Consider the following 24,433-nt stretch of genomic DNA (forward strand, 5'->3'; position numbering starts at 1 on the left):
CGCGTCCTATTGCTCGCCCGCAGCGACCGCATAGGCCTCTTGCGCAAGGCCGAGCAGCACATTCACGTTTTCCCGGATATTGGCCATGGTCACCCCGTGATCGACCACGACATAGCGCGCAAAGCCCAGTGACTTCTGCTCGAAATCGACCCAGATGTTGAGCGCGACATATTGCAGATTGGCATTGGCCACCGTTTCATAGGTCGTGCCGGGCGGCAGATCGAACTGCGCCAGCATCATCACGCCCTGACACCCGCTTATGTCATCGGCATCGCAGGCGGTGCCGATCAGGGCATATTTCAGCTGGTTGGCGTCTTCGGCGATGACCAGCACCTCGTCGCCCTCGCCCGCTTCGATGACCTGATGGCCCAGCGATCCGACGACGGCGGCGAGATCGGCGGTGACCACGGATTTTTTCACCTGATCGGCAACATAATCCTGCGCTGCGGCAGGTGCGGCTGCAAGCGCCAGCGCACCCGCGACGAAGATGGATGCAAATTTCATATGGCCTCCCACAGCCCACTGGCCGGGCAATGCCGGGTCAGCTCAAGCGATCCCGGAAATCCTCGTAGTCGAACCGCTTGATGCAGTCGAGCGCATCGGTTTCGCTGTCCCACATCCAGATCGATGGCAATGCTACGCCGTTGAAAGTGTTGGTCTTGACCATCGAATAATGCGCCTGATCAAGGAACGCGAACCGCGCGCCGGGTTCGGCGGGCACCGGCAGGCGGTAATCGCCGATCACATCCCCCGCGAGGCAAGACGGCCCGCCGAGCCGGATCGGGATCATGGTGTCATCGCCAAGCTCGCCCAGCATGGCGGGGCGATACGGTGCCTCCAGCACATCGGGCATGTGGCAGGTCGCGCTGATATCGGTAATGCCGACGGGGACTTCGTTGAACATCGTATCGAGCAGCGTGCCGACCAGAATGCCCGCATCCAGCGCCACCGCCTCGCCCGGTTCCAGGATGATCTGGCAGCCGGTATCTTCGGCGGCATCCTTCAGGAATTCGACCAGTTCATCGCGCTGGTAATCGGCGCGGGTGATGTGGTGGCCGCCGCCCATGTTGATCCATTTCAATTGCCCGAAGAACGGTTCGATCACGTCGAACACCCGGTCCCAGGTGGCCTTTAGCGGCTCGAAGTCCTGTTCGCACAGGTTGTGGAAATGGATGCCCTCCACCCCCTCCATGTGTTCCTCGGTCAGCTGGTCGAGCGGGAAGCCGAGCCGTGATCCGGGCGCGCTGGGATCGTATTTCGCAACCTCTCCAGTGGCGACTTGCGGATTGATGCGCAGGCCGACGCTGACCGGAGCGCCATTGGCTGCCGCGTTGTCGAGGATCAGGCGGGCGCGGCTGTGCTGGAAGGGCGAATTGAAGATCACGTGATCGGACAGGCGGCAGATCTCCTCCAGCTCTTCAGGCTTGAAGGCGGCGGAATAGGTGGCGATTTCGCCATCGTAGAACTCGCTCGCGAGCCGCGCTTCCCACAGGCCGGAGGTGGACACGCCATCGAGATATTCGCCGATGATCGGCGCCGCCGACCACATGCTGAACGCCTTCAGCGCCGCAAACACCTTGATATCCGCCCCGTCCGCTGCCGCCGCATCGCGCACGTCCGCCAGCACCCGGCAATTGGCGCGCAGCTTGGCCGCATCGACCACGAAGGCGGGGCTATCGACACGCGACAGCTCAAAATGGGCAAAGGCGCCCGGATCACCGGCTTTGGTTTGCATGGGATTGGCAATCCTTTTGGTTTCTCGCAGAGACGCAGAGGAAAGAGAGACGGGGAGAAATTAGCTGGAGTTGTGATCGTTGGACACTCGGCGAATGCCGTCCTTCATCGTTCCGTGGGAGAAATTGAGCAGCAGCCCTACTGGCTGTTTGAGAAGATGAAGATATGTCAGCAATTGGCGGATATGCGTCTGAGAGAGACGCTCGACTGCCTTGATTTCGAGAACGAGCCTGCCCTCCACCAGAATATCGACACTAAAAGCCGGGTCAAAAATCTGCCCGTCAATCTCCACTGGAACGGGAAACTGGCGCAAAACGCTTAAGCCCCGCTTTTCAAGTCGTCCGGCAAGGACGGCTTCATAAACATTCTCGAAGAGACCCGGTCCAAGCTCACGGTGAAGGGCAATGCATTCATCGACGACGATGCCGGAAAGTTCATCAATCTCCATCCGTCGCCCTTCTCCCTGCCTCTCTTTCCTCTGCGCCTCGGCGAGAAACGAAAAACTCAGAACGCGACCGGCCCATCCATTTCCTCGACCGTCCACGGCAAGCCGTGCGCGTTCAGCATGTCCATGAAGGGATCGGGGTCCATCTGTTCGATGTTGAACACGCCCTCACCCTGCCAATCGCCGCGCACCATCATCGCCGCGCCGATCATGGCTGGCACGCCCGTGGTGTAGCTGACCGCCTGGTTGCCGGTCTCCTCATAGGCGGCCTCGTGGCTGCAGATGTTCTTGATGTAGAACGTCTTCTCGCCCGATCCGTCCAGCGCCTCGCCGGTGGCGATCACGCCGATATTGGTGTTGCCCTTGGTCGTCTCACCAAGGCTTTCCGGCTTGGGCAGCACGGCAGCGAGGAATTGCAGCGGGATGATATCCTTGCCCTGATAGCGCACCGGCTCGATCGAGGTCATGCCGACATTCTGCAGCACTGTGAGGTGGGTGATGTACTGATCGCCAAAGGTCATCCAGAACCGCGCACGCTCCAGCTCGGGGACGAAGCGGGCGAGGCTTTCCAGCTCCTCGTGATACATCATGTACATGTTCTTCGGGCCGACCGCCTCGAAGTCGAATTCGACCTTGTTCGACATGGCCGGGGTCTCCACCCACTCCCCGTTTTCCCAGTGGCGCGCGGGCGCGGTCACTTCGCGGATGTTGATTTCAGGGTTGAAGTTGGTGGCGAAATGCTGGCCGTGATCGCCGCCGTTGCAATCGAGAATGTCGAGCTGGCGGATGGTCTTCAATTTGTGCTTCTTGAGCCACATGGTGAACACGCTGGTGACGCCCGGATCGAAACCGCTCCCCAGCAAGGCCATCAGGCCTGCATCCTTGTAACGGTCGTGATAGGCCCACTGCCAGTGATATTCGAATTTGGCCTCGTCCTTGGGCTCGTAATTGGCGGTGTCGAGGTAATCCACGCCCGCTTCAAGGCAGGCATCCATGATCGGCAGATCCTGATAGGGCAGCGCGAGGTTCACCACCAATCCCGCCCCGGTCTTGCGGATCAGGCCCACCATCGCCGGGACTTCTTCCGCGTCGATTTCATAGGTTGCGACATTGCGGCCCGTGCGCGCCTTCACGCTCGCGGCAATCGCATCGCATTTTGATTTGGTGCGGCTGGCAAGGTGGATTTCGGGGAAGATATCCGGGTTGAACGCCATCTTGTGGACGCAGACCGAGCTCACCCCGCCCGCACCGATCACAAGCACCGGTTTGCGTACAGGGCTGGATTGTGCTGCCGACATCATAAGAACCTTTCGTAATGCGAATCTTGCGCGCGCTTTAGAGCATTGCTCCGAAAAGTGGGAACCGGTTTTCGGAAACGTAGCACTGCGGCAACGCACTACTGTAATGCGCGCGAGGCGACAAATGATCCGCATTTCCTACACGGGCGTGAATTGCGATGATGCCGGAATGCCCGCTGCTGCCCGCCCCGCCCCTGCCTATCCCGCCCTGCCCGCGACACCGCCTTTGCGCGTGGGCGGGTTTTCTGCTTCAGGACAGTGTCTCATGTGTCTCCTACAGGCAGGTCCCAACCCGTGACTGAACGACTCCCCACAAACGCAGGCGTGCAGGCCGCCGCCCAAGCCATCGCCAGCATCCTGCCACCCACGCCGCTGCTGCCGGTGGCAATCGGTGATGTTCGCGCATGGGTGAAGGCCGACAACCTGCAACCCATCGGCGCCTTCAAGATCAGGGGCGCGTGGTGGCGGCTGGTCAACCTTTCGCCGGAAGAACGCGCAGGCGGCGTTGTCGCGGTATCATCGGGCAATCATGGCCAAGGCGTGGCCTGGGCGGCCCGGCGGCTGGGCATAGACGCGGCCATCGTGATGCCGCGCGATGCGCCGCAGGTGAAGCTGGCCAACACACGGGCGCTGGGGGCCGAGGTGGTGCTGTATGAACGCCCAGGCGAGGACCGCGACGCGGTCGCAGCCGAACTCATCGCAGAACGTGGCGGCACGCTGGTGCATGCCTTTGGCGATCCGTGGGTGATCGAAGGGCAAGGCAGCGCCGCGATCGAGGCGGCTGCGCAACTGGGCCGCGCGCCCAGCCGGATCATCGCCTGCTGCGGCGGAGGCGGGCTGGCGGCGGGGCTGGCGCTGGGCGCGCCCGGCAGCGCGATCCACATTGTCGAACCGCAAGGCTGGGACATGGTCGGGCAGGCGCTGGCTGCGGGCGAAATCATCCATGCCGGCCCGCACGCGCCCACGACCATCTGCGACGCGCTGCAACCGACCGCGACCAAATCGCTCAACCTCGACCTGCTCAAAAACCGCGCCGAACCCGGCGTGACCGTGACCGATGCCGAAGTGCGCACTGCCCAGCGCTTTGCCTTTGCCAACCTGCGGCTCGTGCTGGAACCCGGCGGCGCGGCGGCGCTGGCGGCGGCGCTGGAGGGCAAGGTGCCGGTGGACGCCGATACCGTCATCATGCTGACCGGCGGCAATGCCGATCCGGCGGCCTATGCGCGGATGCTGTCGGAAGGATAGTGGCCGATAGCGTCATATTGCCGACACGCTCCGCCCCTATGATTGCCGCGTAATGATCGCTGCTTGCCGTAAGGGAAGGCGACGTCAGGAAGGATAAGGGTCGCATGGCAGCACAGGCAAAGCGGATCATCGAGGATGCGGTGATGCGCAAGGACGCAGGGCTTGGCGACAAGCTGCTCGACAAGGCTTTCGCCTTGGCGTTCAGGGGGCTGGTCTATGCCCAGATCTGGGAAGACCCGGTGGTGGATATGGAAGGGCTCGATATCCACCCGGAAGCCCGCGTGATGTGCATCGCCAGCGGCAGTTGCAACGCGCTGTCCTATCTCACCGCCAATCCCGCCAGCGTGACCGCGGTTGATCTGAACAAGGCGCACGTGGCACTGGGACGGCTCAAGATCGCGGCGATCCGGCACCTGCCCAATTACGAGCGGTTCCACCGCTTCTTCGCCCATGCCGATCACAAGGAAAACAGCGCGGTCTACAAGACCATGATCGCGCCGCATCTGGATGCCGACAGCCGCGCCTATTGGGAAAAGCGCGACATCCGCGGGCGCAGGCGCATCTCATACTTCACGCGTGGCATTTACCGGCAGGGGTTGCTCGGCAATTTCATCGGCTTGGCCCATGTCTTTGCCAAGCTTTACAAGATCGACCTGTCGAATGTGCTGGAGGCGCAGACGCTGGAAGAACAGCGCGACGTGTTCGAACGCGAACTGGCCCCGGTGTTCGACAAGGCGTTCATCCGCTGGTTGACCGATCAGCCCGCCTCACTGTTCGGGCTTGGCATTCCGCCAGCGCAGTTCGAACACCTCGCAGGCGATCAACGCATGGCCGAAGTGCTGCGGCGGCGGCTGGAAAAGCTCGCCTGCGATTTCGCGGTGAAAGATAACTACTTCGCCTGGCAGGCCTTCGGGCGCGGCTATTCGCGGGCCGAGGGCGCGCCGCTGCCGCCCTATCTCCAGCGCGCCAACTGGGACGCGATGAAAGATCGGGTTGACCGGCTCGACGTGACCCGCGCCAACATGGCCGACTGGATCGGCGCGCGCGAGGAGGCGAGCCTGGACCGGTTCGTGCTGCTCGATGCGCAGGACTGGATGAACAACGCCCAGCTTGACGATCTGTGGCACCGGATCACCCGCGCCAGCCGCCCCGGCGCACGCGTGCTGTTCCGCACCGCGGCTGAACCCAGCCTGCTGCCAGGGCGGCTGGATGCGGAGATACTGGGCCAGTGGCGCTATCTCGACGAAACCTCTGCCGATCTCACCCGCCGCGATCGTTCATCGATCTATGGCGGCGTGCATGTTTACGAGCTGGCCTGATGGCATCCGGCAGTTCCGGATCGAACCCCGGCCACGCCGCGCTGATGGACGAGGTCTATCGCGGGCAGCGCCATATCTATGATGTCACGCGCAAATACTACCTGTTCGGGCGCGACGCCCTGATTTCCGGGCTGGCGGCGCAACCGGGGATGCGGGTGCTGGAAGTCGCCTGCGGGACGGGCCGCAACCTGGCAAGGATCGGCAAGACATGGCCGGGTGTGCGCCTGTTCGGCCTCGATATCTCGGCAGAAATGCTCAAGAGCGCGCGCGCCGCGCTGGGCACGGCGGCGCGGCTGGGCCAAGGCGATGCCTGTGCCTTCGATCCGCACGCCCTGCTGGGCGAGCCGGGTTTTGAACGGATCGTGCTGTCCTATTCGCTGTCGATGATCCCCGACTGGGAAGCCGCGCTGGATCATGCGGCCAGTGTGCTGGCGAAGGGCGGCACGCTGCACGTGGTCGATTTCGGCGATCTTGCGGGCCTGCCCGGCCCCCTCGCGGGGATGCTGCGCGCGTGGCTGGCGAGGTTCCATGTGGCCCCGCGCGTCACCATGGGCGAAGCCGCCGCGCGCATCGCCGCCGCGCGCGGGCTGAGCCTTGTCAGCACCCGCGGCCCGGGTGGCTATTACCAGATCCACGTTTTGCGGGCGGAAGAATGAGGGATACGGCCTTCACACCGGCCTTCAGACAGGTCTTCAGACCCCGGCGAGCAGCCTTGCCCCCACCACCAGCACCAGCAGCGCCGTCAGCCAGCGGATCCATTGCAGCGGCAACAGGCGTGCGGCCAGCAGGCTGCCGATCTGCCCGCCGATGATCACCGCCAGCAGCAAGGGCAATGCCGCGCCGATTGCCTGCCCCATCATGCCGGGGCCGTGCTTGATAAGCTGCCCGGCCAGACCGAACAGCGAATTGACAAGGATGAACAGGCTGGCCGTCGCCGCAATGGCCCGCGGCCCCTGCCAGCGCGCCAGATGCAGCAGCGGGGCAAGGAAAATGCCCCCGCCGATCCCCACCAGCCCGGCAAGGAACCCCAGCGGCGGGGCGACAAACGGCATCAACCGCGCAAACCCGGTCGGCTCGCCCGCGCGTTCCTCGGCCACGGGCACCAGCATGGTAAGGCTGGTAAGCACGAGACTTGCTCCTAGCAAGGTCAGGAACGCCTCGCGTCCGATCGGTATCAGACCGCCCAGAAAGCTCGCCGGTGCGGCAAGGCCTACCAGCACCAGTGCAGGCCGCCACGGCGTGATGCCCGCACGCGCAAAGCGGATGCTGGCGCCAACCACGACCACGATGTTGCAGGCGAGCGAGACCAGCGGCAGCAACCGGTAATCCAGCCCCGACAAGGCCAGCAGCGCCGAATAGGTGGACCCTCCGCCAAACCCGACACTGGCATAAAGCAGTGCCGTGACAAAGAAGCCGAACACCAGCAGCACGGGCACCGCCCCGATCATCGTTCAGCCCCCTGCCGCGCGCTGGTGGCGGCTCAGACGATCTGCTTGGCGCCGACCGCGCCGTGACAGTGCTTGTACTTGTTGCCGCTGCCGCACGGGCACGGCGCATTGCGGCTGATGTCGAGATTGGCGAAGGGATTGTCGGGATTGGCACCGCCCGGCCCCGAAGCTGCCCGCGGGCTTCCGGCGAGCGAACCGAACAATTCGGGCCGCAGTTCCGATCCGTCACCGTCGTTCGAATTGTCGAGCCCGGTCAGCGGGTCGATATGGCCGGTGAGGAAATCAGGCAGTTCGGGCAAGCTTTGCACCTGCGGCGGCTCGATCCGCAGTTCTGCACGGAACAGGATCTTGGTCACTTCCTCGCGCAGGGTATCGAGCATCGATTCGAACAGGCCGAAGGCTTCCTGCTTGTATTCGTTGATCGGCTGCTTCTGCGCGATCGAGCGCATCCAGATCACCTGCCGCAGCGCGTCCAATGTGGCGAGGTGTTCCTTCCAGTGATAATCGAGCTGGCGCAGCAGCACGTCCTTTTCCACGATCCGCCAGGTCGGCGCGTTGGTGGCCATCTTTTCCTCGGTCATCGCATCGGTCAGCGTCCGCAGACGTTCTTCGAGCAGTTCGGGTTCGACCTGATCTTCGGCCAGCCATTCGTCGAACGGCGGCTGGAGGCCGAAGATGTCCTCGACCTTGGTCTTGAGGCCTTCCATGTCCCATTGTTCGGGATAGGATCCCGGCGGGCAGGCAGTGCCGACGATGGTGTTGATCGTGTCATGCCGCATATCGACCACGACATCATCGACCGCTTCGGAATCCATGATCTCAGCGCGCTGTTCATACACGACCTTGCGCTGGTCGTTCATCACATCGTCATATTGCACGACCTGCTTGCGCATGTCGTAATTGCGCGCCTCGACCTTCTTCTGGGCGGTTTCGATCGCCTTCGACAGCCACTTGGAACCGATCGCCTCGCCATCGGCGAGGTTCGATTTCATCATCTTGGAAAACAGCGTGTCAGGGCCGAAGATGCGCAGCAGGTCATCTTCAAGACACAGGTAGAAACGCGACAGGCCCGGATCGCCCTGACGGCCCGAACGGCCGCGCAGCTGGTTGTCGATCCGGCGCGATTCGTGCCGTTCGGTGCCGAGCACGAACAGGCCGCCCGCGGCGATCACCTGCTTCTTTTCAGCCGCGACCTCGGCCTTGATCCGGGCGATGGCTTCTTCGCGCTCGGGCCCTTCAGGCATTTCACCGAGTTCATCCTGGACGCGGTAATCAATATTGCCGCCCAATTGGATGTCCGTGCCGCGCCCGGCCATGTTGGTGGCGATGGTGACCGCGCCAAGGCGGCCCGCCTGGGCAACGATGCGCGCTTCCTGTTCGTGCATGCGGGCGTTGAGCACCGCATGCTCGACGCCTTCCTTGTCGAGGAACTGGCTGAGCAATTCGGACTTCTCGATCGACACCGTGCCGACCAACACCGGCTGGCCGAGCTCGTTCTTCTCCTTGATCGCCTTGGCAATCGCGCCGAATTTATCGACCGTATTCTTGTAGAATTCGTCTTCCTCGTCGATGCGGGCAACCGGCAGGTTGGTCGGAATTTCGACCACGCCGACCTTGTAGATGTCCCAGAATTCGGCTGCCTCGGTGGCCGCGGTACCGGTCATGCCGGATAGCTTGGGATACATCCGGAAATAGTTCTGGAAGGTGATCGAGGCCATGGTCTGGTTTTCAGGCTCGATCTTCACGCCTTCCTTGGCCTCGACCGCCTGATGCAGCCCGTTCGACCAGCGCCGCCCCTCCATCATGCGGCCAGTGAATTCGTCGATGATGATGACCTTGCCATCCTTGACGATGTAGTCCGTATCGCGCTTGCGGGCGAAAACGGCGACCAGCGCCTGATCAAGGTGGTGGACGACCTGGGTGTTCTCGACATCGTAAAGATTGCTGGTGGCCAGCAGACCCTTTTCGATCAGCAGCTTTTCGATTTCCTCCAGCCCGTCCTCGGTCAGCTGAACGCGCTTGACCTTCTCATCGATGTCGAGCCAGTCCACGGGGATCTCGCGCGCGACCTCGTCCAGCGCGATATAGAGATCGGACTTGTCTTCCGTGGGGCCGGAGATGATCAGCGGGGTGCGCGCCTCGTCGATCAGGATCGAATCGACCTCGTCGACAATCGCGAAATTGAACGGGCGCTGGCACATGGCAAGGCGTTCATGCTTCATGTTGTCGCGCAGGTAATCAAAGCCGAATTCGTTGTTGGTGCCGTAGGTGATGTCGGCGTGATAGGCGTCGCGCTTCATTTCCTCGGGCATGCTGGGCACGATCACCCCGACAGTGAGGCCGAGCCAGTTATACAGCCGCCCCATCTCTGCCGCATCGCGCCGGGCAAGGTAATCATTGACGGTCACGACGTGCACGCCCTTGCCCTCAATCGCGTTCAGATAGACCGCCAGCGTCGCCATCAGAGTCTTGCCCTCGCCGGTGCGCATTTCGGCGATTTCGCCGCGGTGGAGCACGATGCCGCCGATCAGCTGGACATCGAAATGGCGCATGCCGAACACCCGCACCGATGCCTCGCGCACGGTGGCAAAAGCTTCGGGCAGGATGTCGTCAAGCTTGGCGCCATTATCGACAAGGCCGCGCAGCTTGGTGGTCTGGGCCTTCAGTTCATCATCGGACAGCGCCTGAAGCTGCGGTTCAAGGGCGTTGATCTGGGAAACAAGCTTGCGCAGCGATTTAACATAACGGTCATTGGCCGAACCAAAGACGGATTTGATGATCGTGTTGAGCATGTGTCAGGCGTGCCTTTAAGCGGTGCAGCCCTGTGTGCGGGCCGGAATCTATGCGGGAGTTGCGCGCATGGTTGCAGCGCAGGAAGCATCGGGAAATCAACGAAAACGGCGCCTATTCGTAGGCGCGTTCGATCCCCATCAGCACCGGCAGACGCAGCGACGCCGGCATGGCCGGGCGTGGTTCAGGCGTTTCTGCAGCGCGGCTTTCGCGGATCGTGGCCGGGACGGCCTGCGCGGGCGCAGTTTCTGCGCGGACAGCCTCATCCCCGGCAGCAGCGGCAATGCTGGAATCGCACGCCAGCGCTTCGGCCAGTGACGCCGCCACACCAGCATTCGCCGGGCTGCCAATCGCAGCAAGGCCGGTAAGCAAGGCCAGAAGGGCGAAGAATTGCCGGGTCATGGTGGCAACCAGATAGGGAATCCCGCAGCATTCGTCCACCGGCATTCGCGCATTTACTGCAAGGCATCCCCCGCCTAGAGGCTTTGCCCCATGCAGATCGACCGCTCTCCGCTTGCCCGCCCCTTCCCTGCCATGCCCGCGATTGCTGGGGTGACCTTGCGTGTCGCCCGCGCGCATTACAAAGCATGGGACCGCTGCGACCTGACCTATGTTGAACTGGCCGAAGGCACCAGCATTGCTGGCGTCTTCACCAAAAGCGCCTGCGCATCATCCGAGGTCGAACTGGGCCGCGCGGCCGTAAAACGGGGACGCGCACAGGCCCTGATCGTCAATGCGGGCAATGCCAACGCCTTTACCGGTTATCGCGGGCGCGAGGCGGTGGAGGCCATTCAGGCACAGGTGAGCGCAGCGCTGGGATGCGGGGCCGACGAGGTGTTCGTCTCCTCCACCGGGGTGATCGGCGTGCCGCTGCCCAAGGACAAGGCACGGGCCGGGGTCGCAGCGGCGCTGGTCGCGCAGCCCTGCGGCTGGCAGGATGCCGCGGTCGCGATCGGCACCACCGACACCTTTGCCAAGGGCGCAGGCGCCAGCGCGATGCTGGGCGAAACGCGGGTCGAACTGGCCGGGATCATCAAGGGCAGCGGCATGATCGCGCCCGACATGGCGACGATGCTGGGTTACATCTTCACCGATGCCGATATCGCGCCAGTATTCTTGCAAGAGATGCTGGAACGCGCCAATGCGGCGACTTTCAGCTGCATCACCGTCGATGGCGACACCTCGACCAGCGACACGGTGCTTGTTTTTGCCACGGGCCGGGCGGGCAATGCCCGGATCGAAGGCTGGCACAGCCCCGGCGCGGACGCTTTTGCCGCAGCGCTCGCCGATGTGTGCCGCAATCTTGCGCAATCCGTCGTGCGTGATGGCGAGGGTGCCGCCAAATTCATCACCATCCGCGTTAGCGGCGCGGTGAGCGATGACAGCGCGCGCCGCATCGGATTGGCCATCGCCAATTCGCCGCTGGTCAAAACCGCCATCGCGGGCGGCGATGCGAACTGGGGCCGCGTGGTCATGGCGGTCGGCAAGGCGGGCGAACCGGCCGACCGCGACCGGCTTTCAATCGCGTTTGGCGGTGTGTGGGCCGCGAAGAACGGCCTCCCGGTGGACGATTATGACGAGACCCCGGTTGCCGCGCATCTCAAGGGCGAGGATATCGACATCGCGGTCGATCTTGGCCTTGGAGAAGGCCACGCTACGGTTTGGACCTGCGATCTTACCCACGGCTACATCGCGATCAACGCGGATTACCGGTCATGAGCGCGCTGGATGACGAAATCCGCGATCTTATGCGCTTTGCCGCGCAGCGTTCAATCCTGCCGCGCTTCCGCCAGCTTGCCGATCACGAGGTCGAAATGAAGGGCGTGGATGACCCCGTCACCATCGTCGACCGCGAAGTGGAGGCTTTTCTCACCGAAGCGCTCACCAGGCTTGCCCCCGGCGTTGCCGTGGTGGGCGAGGAAGCTGTCCATGCCGACAAGGCCGTGCTGGAGGCGCTTTCCGGGCAATGCTGGATCATCGACCCGCTCGACGGCACCGCCAACTTCGCCGAAGGGAAAGAGCCGTTCGGGATCATCATCGCGCTCGCCGATGCGGGCCGCGCGGTGGCGGGATGGATCTATGATCCGAACAGGGATCGTTTCTGCCACACCCGCGCAGGCGAAGGCGCGTTCGTGAATGGGACACGGATCACCGCGCGCACCACCGGGCAGGAGCGGCCAGTCAGCGCCGTCAGCCGCATTTTCCTCACCCCCGAACAATCGGCGATGGTCGATGCCAGACTTGCCCCGCATTATTCGCTGGTGGACATCCCGCGCTGCGCCGCCGAGCAATATCCGCGCCTTGCGCTGGGGGAAAACGACGTTTCCAGCTTCAAACGCACCCTTGCCTGGGATCACGCCGCCGGCGTGCTGTGGCTGAACGAGGCAGGCGGCAAAGCAGCGCGGCTCGACGGGAGCGAATACCGCGTTGACGAACAGGACAAGCCCGGTCTGGTCGGGGCGTCCAGCCCGGCGATCTGGGACGAATTCATCGCCCGGGTGATCGGATAGTGATCTTGCGTAATCCCGGCGCAAACCGGGATGACGCTGTGGCGATTACAGCTCGCCTTCGATCCAGGCCTTGAGCTGGCCTTTGGGTGCGGCGCCAACCTTGCGGGCAACCGGCTGGCCGTTCTTGAACAGCACCATCAGCGGGATCGACTGCACGCCCATCTGCGCGGCGATATCGGTGTTCTCCATGATGTCGACCTTGGCAATCGTGACCTGTCCGGCCAGTTCCTCGCTGATTTCCTCAAGCGCGGGAGCGATCATCTTGCACGGGCCGCACCAGTCGGCCCAGAAATCGACCAGCACGGGGGTTTCGCTGCCCAGCACATCGGTCTGGAAGCTGGCATCGGTGACGTTGACGGTGGCCATTTCGCATTCTCCTGTTCGCCGGCAAGCATAGAAGCCCCGGACGCGTGAATGCAATCTAGTGCGCGAGACTTTTCACTCAATATCCAGCGGCGACAAGGATTGCTGCGCGGCCTGCAACGCGTTCTTGTGAGGCCGCAGGGATTCGGGCGCGAGTTCAAACAGCGCGGGTGCGTGGGTGTATAGCACACCCGCACGCACCTCGCACGCCGGATAGATCGCCTCAAGCGCGGCGACATAGGCCGCCATCTGGCGGAGCGTCGCCAGCGGAATGTCGGAAATGCTGGCGGGCGGGCGGCGGGTGGTCTTGAAATCGACCACGGTGATGCGCCCCTCCTCGATCAGCAACCGGTCGGCGGTGCCGGCCACCACCACGCTATCGACCGTCGCGGCGAGCGGCACTTCAGCCAGTGCCACTGCCGAAAACAGCGGGCCGAAATCGGGATGATCGAGCACGCCCAGCGCCGCCGTCAGCATTTCCTCGCGCAGGTCCTCGGCCAGATCATCCGCCTGCCGCGCGAGCCAGCGCCGTGCCGCCTCGGGACGTTCGGCCTCGGGGACATCAGGCAGGCGTTCGAGCAGCCGGTGGATCAGGCTTCCGCGGCGCGCGGCATGGCGCGCTGCTTCGGGCGGGAGCGGCGGATCGGCGCCCTGTTCCTCGCCCGCGGCAGACGGTGCAAGCGGACGCGGCGGGCGCGGCTCGGGCCCGATCGGGGTGGTCATCCAGCGCGGCAGTTCGGGCGGCGGAGCCCCGGTGGCGACAGCGCCATCATCGGGCAAAATCGGCGCAGCACGCTCGCCCCATTCCTTGCGCCAGTGCCAGACCGGATCAGCCAGATCCTCGTTTTCAAACAGCGGCGCGAGGCGGGCATACCAGCTATCGTCATGCGGCACGCCTTTCCTTGCTTCCCTGTCATTGAGCGACCCGCCAATGAACAGCGCCTCCTCCGCCCGCGTCAGCGCGACATAGAGCAACCGCCAGTGTTCCTGCATCGCGGCGGCCCGGGCAGCTTCCTCGGCCTCGGCAATCGGCCCCTTGCGTTCGTCCTTCGACAGCGGCGGGAGCGGCACCTTGCGCGCGGCTTCGCCTGCCACCCCGAGCGGATCATCCGCCAGCGCCAGATCGCCCGGATCACCCGGTGCGCCGGTGGCATCGGCAAGGATCACGATCGGCGCCTGCAAGCCCTTGGAGCCGTGCACCGTCATCACCCGCACCTGCCCGCTTGCGGCATCCGAATCGCGCTTAAGGTCGCCCGTTCCGGCATCGAACCACGCCAGAAACCCGGCAAGGCTCGGCCAGTGTTCGGCCTCGTAAGCAAAGGCGGCGTTGAGCAATTCGTCGAGCGGGTCATTGGCCTCGGCCCCCAGCCGCTCGACCGCCCGCGCGCGGCCCTGCCAGGGGCCGGTCAGGAGCCAGGCGATCAGCGCCTGCGGGGTCTGGTAATCGGCGCGGCGCAGCAGATCGCGCAGCTTGTCGGCGCTTGCCGCAACAAAGGCGGGCGCATCTTCGCGGCGCAGGTGATCCCACAGGCGCAGCTTGGGCGGGCGCGGGACATGGGCGAGAATATCGTCCTGCGACCAGCCCATCAGTGGCGAGGCGAGCAGATTGGCGAGGCTCAGATCATCCTGCGGCTGCGCGGCAAAGCGCAGGGCCGCCAGCACGTCCTTGACCGCCAGCGGCGCGCCCAGCCGCAGCCGGTCGATGCCCGCCACCGGCACGCCGCGCGCGTGCAGCTTGGCGACGATCTGCGCGGCCAGTTCCTTCCTCTGACGCACCAGCACCATGATATCGCCCGCCTGCGCCGCGCGCCGGGTGCTCTTTTCGAGAACGAAAGGTTCATCCGTAAGCCAGCGATGCACCTGTGCGGCGATGCGTTCGGCCAGCCGGGTATCGTGGCGCGGCAGCCAGTCGCGCCCGCCCTCGCCCGCGCCCGCGCCCTCGTTGCTATCTTCGTCCTCGTCCTCCGCCTCACGCTCGGCCTTGTCCGGAACCACCGGCGGCCACAGCGTGACGAGGCCGGGACGCACCGCGCCTTCGTGCTGCGGCGGCGGCTTGTCGAGCCCGAAGGCGGAAAAGCCCAGCAGGTCGATCATGCGGTTGACGAAGCCGAGCACGATATCGGCAGTGCGGAACGACTTGCCGAGGTCGAGATCGCGCCAGCCCGGCACGCGGCGATTGGTGCGACTGGCGCGGATGCCCTCCTGCGCGGCAAGAATGCGCGCGCTCACCCGCTCCTTTGCACGGGCGAAGTTTTCCGGGCTGGTGCCCTGAAAGCCGAAGATCGCCTGCTTGTAATCGCCGACAGTGAAGATGGTGCGCAAGCGGTCGCCGCGCGCGCCTTCGCCAGCAAAGAAATCGTCGATCAGCGCATCGACGATGTCCCATTGGCTCTGGTTGGTGTCCTGCGCCTCGTCGATCAGGATGTGATCGAATTCGCGGTCGAGCTTGTAGCGGATCCAGTCCGAGGCTTCGCTGTTGCCGAGCAATGTCGCGGCCTTGCGGATGAGATCGGCGAAATCGAGCAGGCCTTCGCGCGCCTTCCTCGCCTCCCAGCGGAGCGCGAAGGCGCGGCCGATCTCGAGCGCGGAGGTGATGATCGCGGCGCAGGCGACAAGCGCGCGGCGTTCCTCGAGGATGCGCAGCGCCTCGGCAATGTCCTCCTGATAGCGGGTGAAGTCGGGATCGAGCTTGGCCGCCCCCTCCATCTTGCGCGGGTCGCCGTCCTTCTTGAGCAGGGTCTTGTAGAACCCCTCGACAGCGGCGACGCGCGCCGGAAGGTCGAGCGTCAGCCAGTGGCGCACAAAACCCGCGGCCTCCTGCCCGGTCTTGGCCTTCCACCCATCGAGCGCAGGCAGCAGGGCGAGCAGCACATCGTCAGGGAAAATGTCCGGATCGAGCGGCTCAGCTGCCCAGGCATCATCCGCATCGGCGGGCATGCCGAGCAGTTGCCGCACCCGCGCCGCCATGGGCGGCTGCCAGCTTCCCGGCCCTTCCCACAGTTCATGCGCCCCGGCGGCGCGCATCAGCCAGTTGTGGAGGCTCGCCGGGTCCTTGCGGGTGGTGAATTGTTCGAGCCCGTCAAGCACCGCCACGTCATGGGTGCGCTCGGCCTCCTCGACCATCTCGGCCAGCACCTCGCGCGCCAGCAATTCGCGGCTGCGATCATCCATCACCCGCGTGCCGGGTGCGAGGCCCGCTTCCTCCGGGAAATGGCCGATCAGGAACTGCGCGAAGGCGTGGATCGTGTCGATCCTGAGGCCGCCGCCCGGACAATCGAGCACGCGTGCGAACAGGCTGCGGGCGCGCTCCTGCGTGGCCGGGCCGATATCCGCGCCGAGATACCCCAGCTCCCTTGCCAGACTGGCCGCAGGCAGCCGCACCCAGCGCGCCAGCACCGCATTGATGCGGTTGGCCATCTCCGCCGCGCCGGCCTTGGTGAAGGTCAGGCACAGGATCTGCGACGGCTCCACATCCTCGCGCAGCAACAGCCGCAGCACGCGCGCGGAAAGCACCTGTGTCTTGCCCGTACCAGCCGAGGCGGAAAGCCAGACATTGTCCTGCGGCTCGGCGGCGAGCAGCTGGTTGCCTGCAAGCGGGAAAACCGAGCCGTTGCCGCCGCTCATGCCTCGCGCTCCTTTTCGGTCAGGCGCACGATCCATTCATCCAGCCGCATCAGCTGGTCATATTCATTATAGCCCTTGTAATCGGGGTTCTCGCGCGCACGAAAGGGCGCGCTGCCCTTGATATAGTCGCGGATCGCTCGCGATAGCTGCTCGGCGTGGAACGGCAGGAATTCTTCTGGCAGGAGGCCGGTCTTGGCATTGCCCTCCTTCATCGGGGTTTCGCGCTTGCCGAACGCACCATCGGCCTTGCGCAGCGACCAGTATTCGAACCGGGTCGGAATGCCGGTGACAACCTGCCCGGAGTCTCGGTCCGCGAACCGGCCGTTCTGCGCAATCAGACCGAGCAAGCCCAGTTGCAGCGCATAACCCGCCATCACCTGCTTTTTCGCCGGAGGAGCGCCGGTCTTGTAGTCAACGATGGCAAGTGTGCCATCGGCCAGCCGGTCGATCCGGTCGGCGCGGCCCATCACCTTGACCCCATCAAAGGTCATCGCGCCCGAAATCTCGCTGGCAAGCACCGTGCGCCCTCTTTCGGCGGTATCCTCGGCAATCCATTGCTCGAAATGTTCCAGCGCGGCGATCAGCCGCGGTTGCCACAGCGCACGGAACAGCGGGTGGACGCGCTCGGCCGCGAAATGCGCAGCGGCAAATGGGCCAAGCGCAAGGCCCGGATCGGCGGCGCGTTGCTTGTGCCACTTGTCCAGCAGATCATGCACCAGCGTGCCGCGCAGCGCCGGATCGCTGAACGGATCAGCGGCGAGCGGTTGAAGCTGCCTGAGATCGAGGATCGCCTGCGCATAGAACTGGTAGGGATCGCCCAGCAGCCGGTCGAGCGCGGTGACCTTGATCGCCACATCGCGCAAGCCAGGCGCAGGATCGGGCGCGGGGCGGGGATATTCGGTGGTGGCCGGGCGCAGCCGGTCGAGATGCGGGAGCAGCGCCGGGATCGCGCTTTCGCGGTGTTCCTGGGCCAGATCATCACCCAGCAGCGCCTCAACCCGCAGCAGGAAACGCGAAGGCAGTGTTGGCCCCTCGGCATCGCGCAAGGCCCGGCTCAGCACCACTTGCGGAGCGCCCATGGCGCCGGCCAGGTCATGCGCGGCCAGCCCGATGCGGAACTCCGATCCCGGCACGCCAAGCGCGCGCAGGATCGGCGGCGCGAGCAGCGCGTCTGCCCCGGGCGGCTGCGGCCAGCTGCCTTCGTTCAGCCCGCCGCAGATCACCAGATCCGCACGGGCCATGCGCGCTTCAAGCAGGCCGTAAATGGAAACCCGCGGGTGCCCGCCATAGCCGGGGCGCACCGCCACCTCGTCCATCGCATCGCGCAGGATACCCGCCAGATCAGCGGTCTCGATCATCGTGCCGGACGCCTGCGAATGCTCGCGCAGCTCTGCGATCATGGTGCCCAGCGCGCGTCCGTCCTCGCGCTCCCACACCATGGAGCGGGCAAAGTCCTCTGCGGCAGCGGCAAGCCGGCTCAGCGCCTCGGCAAGAGCAATCTCGCGTGGCCAATCGGCAAGCGGCGCAATCAGCGCCTCGGCCTCGTCCCACCACGCTTCGACCTTTGCCGCGCTGGCCGCCTCGCGCAGCGGCGCCATGCCGGGCGCTGGCGAAGGCCCACGCAATTCACGATCGAAGGCGCGCAGACCCTTGAGCCAGTCGCGGCGGGCCTCGCCGTCCCAGCCGCGCACCAGCGGATGATGGAACGCCGCGACCAGATTGGCAGGATCCGGGCCATGCGCGACGATTGCCGCCAGCAGCCCCAGCAGCCTTCCCGCCGGGGTCAGTGCCAGCGGTTGGCCGGCGCTGTCATCAGCAGCAATGTTCCAGCGTTCGAGGTGCTGCGCCACCCGCCGCGCCAGTCCCCGGTCGGCGGTGACGACGGCGATGCGCCTTTCCGGCTGCTCCAGCGCTTCGCGCACCATCAGAGCAATGGTCTGCGCCTCTTCCTCGATGGTGGCACTGGTCAGCAACCGTACCCCGGCAAGGCGGCGTTTGTCGGCGGGCAGTTGAGCCCATGCCCGGCTGGCGAGCGGGGGCAGGAACAACGAGGATATCGCCCGGCTGCGCGCAGGTTCGGCCGCGGCAATCCCGCGCCGGTGCCACGGCTGCACCTCGGCGCGGTTCACGCCCATGCGGCCCAGCAGCAGCTTGAGGTGGTATTGCGGATGGGTCAGCGCATCGCCCGCGCCGAACACCGCCCCGCCCGGCTCGCTCGCCGCACCGGCAAGGCCCAGTTCGTCCCAAGCAGAATCGCTGATTTCGCGGTCGAAGTCAGGCAGAATCACCGCGCCCCCTGGCAATTCGGCGATCATCCGCAGCAATCGCGCCAGCGCGGGCGCGGCGCTGGTGACGCCTGCGGCAAGGATCGGATGCGGCGGCGGCGTTTCCCGCCAGCGCCGCACGGCCCGGTCAAACAGCAGATTGCGCCGGGTCGCGGCATCGACCTGGCCACGCGCCTCAAGCTCCGACTGCCAGCGCAGCTTGACCCGCGCAAACAGGCGGATCGCGTGCTGCCAGTGTCCGGCAATCCCGCCAAGCTGGTCGAGCACGGCGTCGCTGGTGAGATCCTCGGGGCGCTTTTCCTCGACCAGCAGCCGATCCATTGTCCGCGCCATTTCGCGCGCGAGATTGAGCCGCGCGCGGCCCGGCAAAGGCTCCATTCCTTCGGCGGCGCGCTCTTCAGCGATCAACCGGTCGATCGTGAGCCAGCGATGCAGGGGGTCGCAAGCCGGGGGAATCTCCGCCGCCCCCAGCGGATCGAGCGCCGCGCCCAGTTTTTCGTCAAGATCAAGATCGCCCACCGCGATCATGCGCGGCATCAACAGCCCGCCCTCGCCCGTTTCCCCGGCATGGCGGATGAAGGCTTCGGACAGGGTGCGCGCGGCGCGGCTGGACGGCACCAGCAACGTCAGGCGAGCCAGCCCGAAACCCGGCTCTCGGTAGCGCGGGACCAGCCCCGCCACCAGCGCATCGGCAAACCCGCGATGCGCGGCGATCGAATAGACGAGCGGACCGGTGCGGCGCGGGTCAGCCACCCAGCAAGGCCTCCTCGGTCGGGCGGATCGCCTGCGGCGTGCCGACCTCGAACCACAGCCCGCCGAAGGACAGGCCATAAAGCCGCCCTTCTGCTATCGCGCGGTTCCACAGGATATTGGTTGAAAACGGCCCTTCAGGCGCATCGCGCAGCAATTGCTGCGATACCAGCTGGATACCGGTATAGATGAACGGCGCGATCCGCCCGTCGCGGCGGCGCGTCAGCTTGCCAAGCGGGTCCATGTGGAAATCGCCCGGCCCGTTGAAATTGGCCGCGCGCGCATGCGGCACCAGCAGCAGCAGCGCGTCCATCTGTTCCGGGTTCCAGCGGCGCGATAATTCGGCAAAAGCGTTGTTCGGCCCGTCGAGCCAGATGTTGTCGGCATTCAGGGCGAAGAAGGGATCAGGCAGGTGGGCGCGCGCCTTCACCATCCCGCCGCCGGTTTCAAGAAGCTGCGCACGCTCGTCCGACACCGTCACCTGCAGCGTCCGGCATGCGGTCACATGGGCTTCAAGCGCGTCGGCGAGGTAATGGACATTGACCACTGCGCGCGCCACCCCTGCCTCGGCAAGGCGATCGAGCGCGTGGTCGATCAGCGCCCGGCCCGCGACCCGCACCATCGGCTTGGGCTGGCTGGCGGTGAGCGGGCGCATCCGCTTGCCCAGCCCTGCAGCCAGCACCATTGCAGTGTCGGAAACCAGCGCGCCGCCGCTCATGCCGCGAAGGCTCCGTGGGCAAAACGCAAGGGTTCGGGAATGTTGGCGTCGAACCAATGCGCCACCGGGGCAAGCGCCGGGTGGGCCAGATCGCGTTCGAGCGCGGCCCAGACGCGCGGGATCATCGCAAGATATCTGGGCTTGCCATCGCGCCGGTCAAGCCGGGTAAAGATGCCGACGATCTTGGCGTTGCGCTGCGCGCCGAGCCGCGCGTAATCGGCAAGAAAATCCTCATCCGCGCGCCCCGAATGGTGGGCATAGTGCAGCAGCATTGCGGTTTCGAGGTCTTCGGAAACATCGCGCCGCGCATCCTGCAGCAGCGAGACAAGATCATAGGCCGGATGGCCGACCAGCGCGTCCTGAAAATCGATCAGGCCCTGCGGCGCCCCGGCCTTGCCGCCCAGCAGCATGATGTTCTCGGCATGATAATCGCGCAGCACCGTCACACCGGGCGTCTGGCGTTCGAGCATGGGCGCAAGTACTTCGTCCCACGCGCGGGCATAGCCTGCCGCATCGACGTGAAGCCCCTGCGCCGGGCAATACCACTCGGTCAGCAGCGCCGCCTCGCGGCTGTAGGTCGCCATGTCGTAGCGGGCAAAGGGGCCGGGTGCGATCTGGTGAAGCGCCACCAGCGCCTCGACCGCGGCTTCATAGGCTTCGCGCTCGTCGGCGGAGTTCGCGTCCAGCCAGTCACGCATCCGGTCATTGCCGAAATCCTCGGTCAGCACCCAGCCCTGCGCCGCATTCTCGGCAATGATCGCAGGGCCGCGCAGCCCGTTGGTGTTGAGCCACTGCGCAACGTGGAGGAAGGGCGCGGGGTCCTCATGCGGCGGGGGAGCGTGCATCAGCATCGCGGATTCGCCATCCCTTTGAAGCCGGAAATACCGCCGGAACGAAGCATCGCCGGGCAGCGGGTGAACCTGCGCATTGCCCCAGCCCGCTTGGGCGACAAATTCGGCAAGGCCATCGGGAAGCTGATTCATGGCATCCGCCCTACCCAATCCGCAGCCCCCCGGGCAATCGCAATCCGTCCCCCCTCCCCGCTTTCTCCGGCAGGTTGAAGCGTGATTTCGAGGCATCCCGCCTCATGCGCGAAACCGCCTGCGTGATCGGGCCATTCCGCCAGCAGCGCCGCGCCTTCGCGATAATCGTCGAGGCCGATTTCCAACAGTTCCGACGGGTGATCAAGCCGGTAGAAATCGGCATGCACCACCGGCAGCCGCAAGTTCGGGCTGTCATAGGTCTCGATGATGGTAAAGGTCGGCGATGGCACTTCGCCTGCATGCCCGAGGCTTGCAAGGATCGCGCGGGCCAAAGTGGTCTTGCCCGCCCCCAACCCGCCCGACAGCGCCACCACATCGCCAGCCCGCAGCCGTGCCGCGACCCGCGCACCATAGGCCGCCATTGCCGCCAGATCGGGCAAAGCCTCACGCGTTTCCTTCACGGCAGGCGGATCACTGCGGTGGTGCCCGCGCCCTTGCGGCTGGCGATCTCGAGCGTCCCCTCATGCGCCTCGACCAGCTGCCGGGCGAGCGGGATGCCAAGCCCGGTACGGCGTTCGGGCGCACCGTCGATGCCTGGCTTTACCCCACCTTGTGCAAGGGCGAGCTCCTGCGACGTCATGCCCCGGCCATTGTCGGCGATACGCAATTCCATTGCGCCGGCCCCGCCCTCGGGCGCTTTGCGGATCTCGATCACGATGCGCCCGCCATCGGGGGTTCCGGCAACCGCATTGTCGATCAGATTGCCGATCGCCCGGCCCAACTGGCGCGGATCGCCATCGATGACACGGCCCCGGCGTCCCTTGAGATCAAGGCTCAGACCTGCTGCGATGATCGCCGCCTCACGCTCACGCACCAGCGTGGTGAGGAATTCGAGCAGGTCGAGCCGTTCCTTGCGGATCGGCAGCAGCCCCGCCTCGCTTTGCGACAGGTCTAGCACGTTTTCGACCTGCTCGGTCAGCCGCTCCACGGCAGTAAGGATTGCATCGACATATTCGCCCGCCTGTTCGGGGCCCTGTGCCGCTCCGCTTTTGAGCAACTCGGCATAGCCGCCGATGGTGGTCAGCGGCGTGCGGAATTCATAGGACATGTTGGCGAGGAAGCGCGCCTTGACCGCGTCGGCCTCCTCCAGCGCCGAAGCACGTTCTCGCAGTGCCTGTTCGGCTTTCTGCGAAGCGGTGATGTCGAGCACCGTCAGCAGCCCGTTGCCATCGGGCAACGGCACCCCGGCAAAGCGCAGGGTGCGCCCGTCGGCCAGTTCCACCTGTCCGCCCTTCTCGCGCCGGTCGAGCGTCGCTGCGCGCACCGCAGCGCCGATCAGTCCGGCCTCTTCAGGCCGCACCAGATTGCGCCCGATCGCACCCAGCAATTCATCGGCGCTCGGATGCGCGTCGAGCAATTCGGGCGTGAGACCCCAGGTGCCTGCAAAACTGCGGTTCCACAGCTGCACCGATCCATCGGGCGCAAAGATCGCCAGCGCCTCGAACAGGCTGTCGAGCGTGGCGGTGCGGGTGCGCAACAGCGTGTCGCGCACGGCAGAAAGGGCAAGCTGCTCGGTACGATCCTCGGCGATCAGCACAAGGCCCCCATCGGGCAGCGGCTGCGCGACGATCCGCAAATGCGTGCCGCCCGGCAGCGGCCATGCTTCCTCAAGCGTGGTGCTGGCCTCGAACCATCCGGCCCGTTCGCGCCGCCATTCGGGAAAGTCGCGCACTTCGGGCGTCCGCCCGCGTTCACGCGCTTCGGCCAGAAAGCGTTCGAACGGGGTGCGCGCCTCGATCGCCTCGTCGGTGAGCACGAACAGGCGGCGAAACGGGCGGTTGGCGAAGGTCAGCCGCTCCTCGGCATCGAACTGCGCGACGCCGACCGAAAGCTGATCGAGCAGCGCGCGCTGGGCATCGCGGAAGGCGCGGAATTCGCGCGCGACCTGCTGCTGTTCCTCTATATCGATGGCATAGCCGGCCACGCCTTCGTGCCCCAGCGGCAGATCACTGACCCGCAAGGTGCGGCGCGCGCCGTGGATGGTGGCGGCAACGCTGCGCTCGAACTTGTTCTGGCTTTGCAGCGTTTCGCGCGCGATTTCCGCAGGACTGCGCCCATCTTCGGGCTCAAGCAGTTCGATCTGGCCTTCCACCACTTCGGCAGCATTGCCGCCGCCCACGGCATCGACATAGGCCTGGTTGACCAGCTGGAGCGACAGGTCGCTGCCACGGAACCACATCGGCGTGGGCGCGGCTTCGATCAGGCCTACCAGCGCGGCAAAATCCCCGGTTGCGCGCGCAGCGGCAACGCGCAGGCGGGCCATTTCGGCGTGGCTTTCGGTAAAGTCGAACACCCAGACCAGCGCCGCGCCGCCGGGCGATACCTGCGGATCGGCAAGCGTGCCGAAAAGCGCAAGGCTGCGCTGCGAGCCGGGGGGATTGAGCGCCATGCGAAAGGGCGCGGCGCTTTTCTGGGTCGCCTGTACCCGCGCCCAAAACTGGTCAAGCTGCTCGGGTGCCAGCCCGCCCGCCCCGGCATCATCCGGCGGCGCGGCGAGTTCGGAAAGATATTTCGGCATCGCCTTGAGACCGAGCAGCCGCGCGAGCTTGTCCGGCGCCTCGATCCGCCCGTCAACCCGCACCAGCAGCGGCACCGCCGGGGCGACATCGAGCAGCGCCTGCATCCGCTTGATGCTGGCCTTGAGCGCCCGCGCACGCTTCATCCCGTGACTGGCGCGCAGCACCACCAGCGCCGCGCCCACCGCCCATGCGGCGAGCACCAGCGCAATCAGCACGAGCGAGAGCGGCGAAATGTCCATCGCCTCACCGCTATGCGCGTGCACGCGTCAGTGCAACGGGGTTAAGGCATTGAAGCCACAACCCCGCACTGTCCCGGGCAAAGCCGAGGACAGAACGGGGCCT

19 protein-coding genes are annotated in these 24,433 nt (G+C 65.3%); 5 read left to right on the top strand and 14 right to left on the bottom strand.

The annotated features are described in order from the left end of the window. Positions 1–6: 6 nt before the first annotated feature. The 4 genes from BUA05_RS01965 to BUA05_RS01980 are packed head-to-tail and all read right to left on the bottom strand — an operon-like array spanning position 7 to position 3,477. Positions 7–504, bottom strand: coding sequence for a YbjN domain-containing protein (locus BUA05_RS01965; protein ID WP_072672984.1), 498 nt, complete (start codon positions 502–504; stop codon positions 7–9). Between the two features lie 37 nt (positions 505–541). Then, positions 542–1,735 (bottom strand): carboxynorspermidine decarboxylase, encoded by a 1,194-nt coding sequence (locus BUA05_RS01970; protein ID WP_072672985.1) that lies wholly within the window; start codon positions 1,733–1,735, stop codon positions 542–544. A 60-nt stretch (positions 1,736–1,795) separates the two neighbouring features. Continuing rightward, the gene (locus BUA05_RS01975) at positions 1,796–2,182 is read right to left on the bottom strand and encodes a GxxExxY protein (protein ID WP_072672986.1); all 387 of its coding nucleotides are present in this window, start codon (positions 2,180–2,182) and stop codon (positions 1,796–1,798) included. Between the two features lie 56 nt (positions 2,183–2,238). Beyond that, the gene (locus BUA05_RS01980) at positions 2,239–3,477 is read right to left on the bottom strand and encodes a saccharopine dehydrogenase family protein (protein WP_072673085.1); all 1,239 of its coding nucleotides are present in this window, start codon (positions 3,475–3,477) and stop codon (positions 2,239–2,241) included. A gap of 294 nt (positions 3,478–3,771) precedes the next feature. On the opposite strand from BUA05_RS01980, the gene BUA05_RS01985 reads away from it, so the two are divergent. From BUA05_RS01985 to BUA05_RS01995, 3 genes are all read left to right on the top strand, one after another. Continuing rightward, positions 3,772–4,722: a threonine ammonia-lyase gene (locus BUA05_RS01985; protein ID WP_072672987.1), complete on the top strand. Its 951-nt coding sequence runs from the start codon at positions 3,772–3,774 to the stop codon at positions 4,720–4,722. A 104-nt stretch (positions 4,723–4,826) separates the two neighbouring features. Then, complete coding sequence (locus tag BUA05_RS01990) at positions 4,827–6,041, top strand: BtaA family protein (protein ID WP_072672988.1); 1,215 nt, start codon at positions 4,827–4,829, stop codon at positions 6,039–6,041. Then, positions 6,041–6,697 (top strand): class I SAM-dependent methyltransferase, encoded by a 657-nt coding sequence (locus tag BUA05_RS01995; protein WP_072672989.1) that lies wholly within the window; start codon positions 6,041–6,043, stop codon positions 6,695–6,697. Before BUA05_RS01990 ends, BUA05_RS01995 begins: the two co-directional genes overlap by 1 nt. A gap of 36 nt (positions 6,698–6,733) precedes the next feature. Here BUA05_RS01995 and BUA05_RS02000 read toward each other — a convergent pair whose 3' ends face one another. From BUA05_RS02000 to BUA05_RS02010, 3 genes are all read right to left on the bottom strand, one after another. Further along, positions 6,734–7,489 carry a sulfite exporter TauE/SafE family protein gene (locus tag BUA05_RS02000; protein ID WP_072672990.1) on the bottom strand — a complete coding sequence of 252 codons (756 nt, stop codon included), beginning with the start codon at positions 7,487–7,489 and terminating at the stop codon, positions 6,734–6,736. 32 nt (positions 7,490–7,521) lie between these two features. After that, positions 7,522–10,281 carry a preprotein translocase subunit SecA gene (secA, locus tag BUA05_RS02005; protein ID WP_072672991.1) on the bottom strand — a complete coding sequence of 920 codons (2,760 nt, stop codon included), beginning with the start codon at positions 10,279–10,281 and terminating at the stop codon, positions 7,522–7,524. A 112-nt stretch (positions 10,282–10,393) separates the two neighbouring features. Next, a complete protein-coding gene (locus BUA05_RS02010; RefSeq protein ID WP_072672992.1) occupies positions 10,394–10,726 on the bottom strand; it encodes a hypothetical protein in 333 nt (110 codons plus the stop codon). Positions 10,727–10,771: 45 nt separating this feature from the next. Between BUA05_RS02010 and argJ the strand changes: the two genes are divergently transcribed. Together argJ and BUA05_RS02020 are read left to right on the top strand one after the other, a co-directional pair. Beyond that, on the top strand, positions 10,772–11,998 hold the full coding sequence (argJ, locus tag BUA05_RS02015) for a bifunctional glutamate N-acetyltransferase/amino-acid acetyltransferase ArgJ (protein ID WP_072672993.1): 1,227 nt from the start codon (positions 10,772–10,774) through the stop codon (positions 11,996–11,998). After that, entirely contained in the window at positions 11,995–12,789 is a 795-nt protein-coding gene (locus tag BUA05_RS02020; RefSeq protein WP_072672994.1) for an inositol monophosphatase family protein, read from the top strand. Before argJ ends, BUA05_RS02020 begins: the two co-directional genes overlap by 4 nt. Before the next feature lie 45 nt (positions 12,790–12,834). Here the strand turns inward: BUA05_RS02020 and trxA are convergent, their stop codons facing one another. From trxA to BUA05_RS02055, 7 genes are all read right to left on the bottom strand, one after another. Beyond that, positions 12,835–13,155, bottom strand: coding sequence for a thioredoxin (trxA, locus tag BUA05_RS02025; protein WP_072672995.1), 321 nt, complete (start codon positions 13,153–13,155; stop codon positions 12,835–12,837). A gap of 72 nt (positions 13,156–13,227) precedes the next feature. Beyond that, positions 13,228–16,776: a double-strand break repair helicase AddA gene (gene addA / locus BUA05_RS02030; protein WP_072672996.1), complete on the bottom strand. Its 3,549-nt coding sequence runs from the start codon at positions 16,774–16,776 to the stop codon at positions 13,228–13,230. Continuing rightward, a complete protein-coding gene (gene addB, locus BUA05_RS02035) occupies positions 16,773–19,814 on the bottom strand; it encodes a double-strand break repair protein AddB (RefSeq protein WP_072672997.1) in 3,042 nt (1,013 codons plus the stop codon). Before addB ends, addA begins: the two co-directional genes overlap by 4 nt. Beyond that, complete coding sequence (locus BUA05_RS02040) at positions 19,807–20,529, bottom strand: nucleotidyltransferase family protein (protein WP_072672998.1); 723 nt, start codon at positions 20,527–20,529, stop codon at positions 19,807–19,809. Before BUA05_RS02040 ends, addB begins: the two co-directional genes overlap by 8 nt. Further along, positions 20,526–21,512 carry an aminoglycoside phosphotransferase family protein gene (locus BUA05_RS02045; protein ID WP_072672999.1) on the bottom strand — a complete coding sequence of 329 codons (987 nt, stop codon included), beginning with the start codon at positions 21,510–21,512 and terminating at the stop codon, positions 20,526–20,528. Before BUA05_RS02045 ends, BUA05_RS02040 begins: the two co-directional genes overlap by 4 nt. After that, on the bottom strand, positions 21,509–21,973 hold the full coding sequence (gene tsaE, locus BUA05_RS02050; RefSeq protein ID WP_072673000.1) for a tRNA (adenosine(37)-N6)-threonylcarbamoyltransferase complex ATPase subunit type 1 TsaE: 465 nt from the start codon (positions 21,971–21,973) through the stop codon (positions 21,509–21,511). Before tsaE ends, BUA05_RS02045 begins: the two co-directional genes overlap by 4 nt. Further along, entirely contained in the window at positions 21,970–24,330 is a 2,361-nt protein-coding gene (locus BUA05_RS02055) for a PAS domain-containing sensor histidine kinase (RefSeq protein WP_072673001.1), read from the bottom strand. The genes tsaE and BUA05_RS02055 overlap by 4 nt, the downstream gene beginning before the upstream one ends. Between the last annotated feature and the right edge of the window lie 103 nt (positions 24,331–24,433).

This window comes from Erythrobacter sanguineus (genome assembly GCF_900143235.1).
GTDB classification, from domain to species: domain Bacteria; phylum Pseudomonadota; class Alphaproteobacteria; order Sphingomonadales; family Sphingomonadaceae; genus Erythrobacter; species Erythrobacter sanguineus.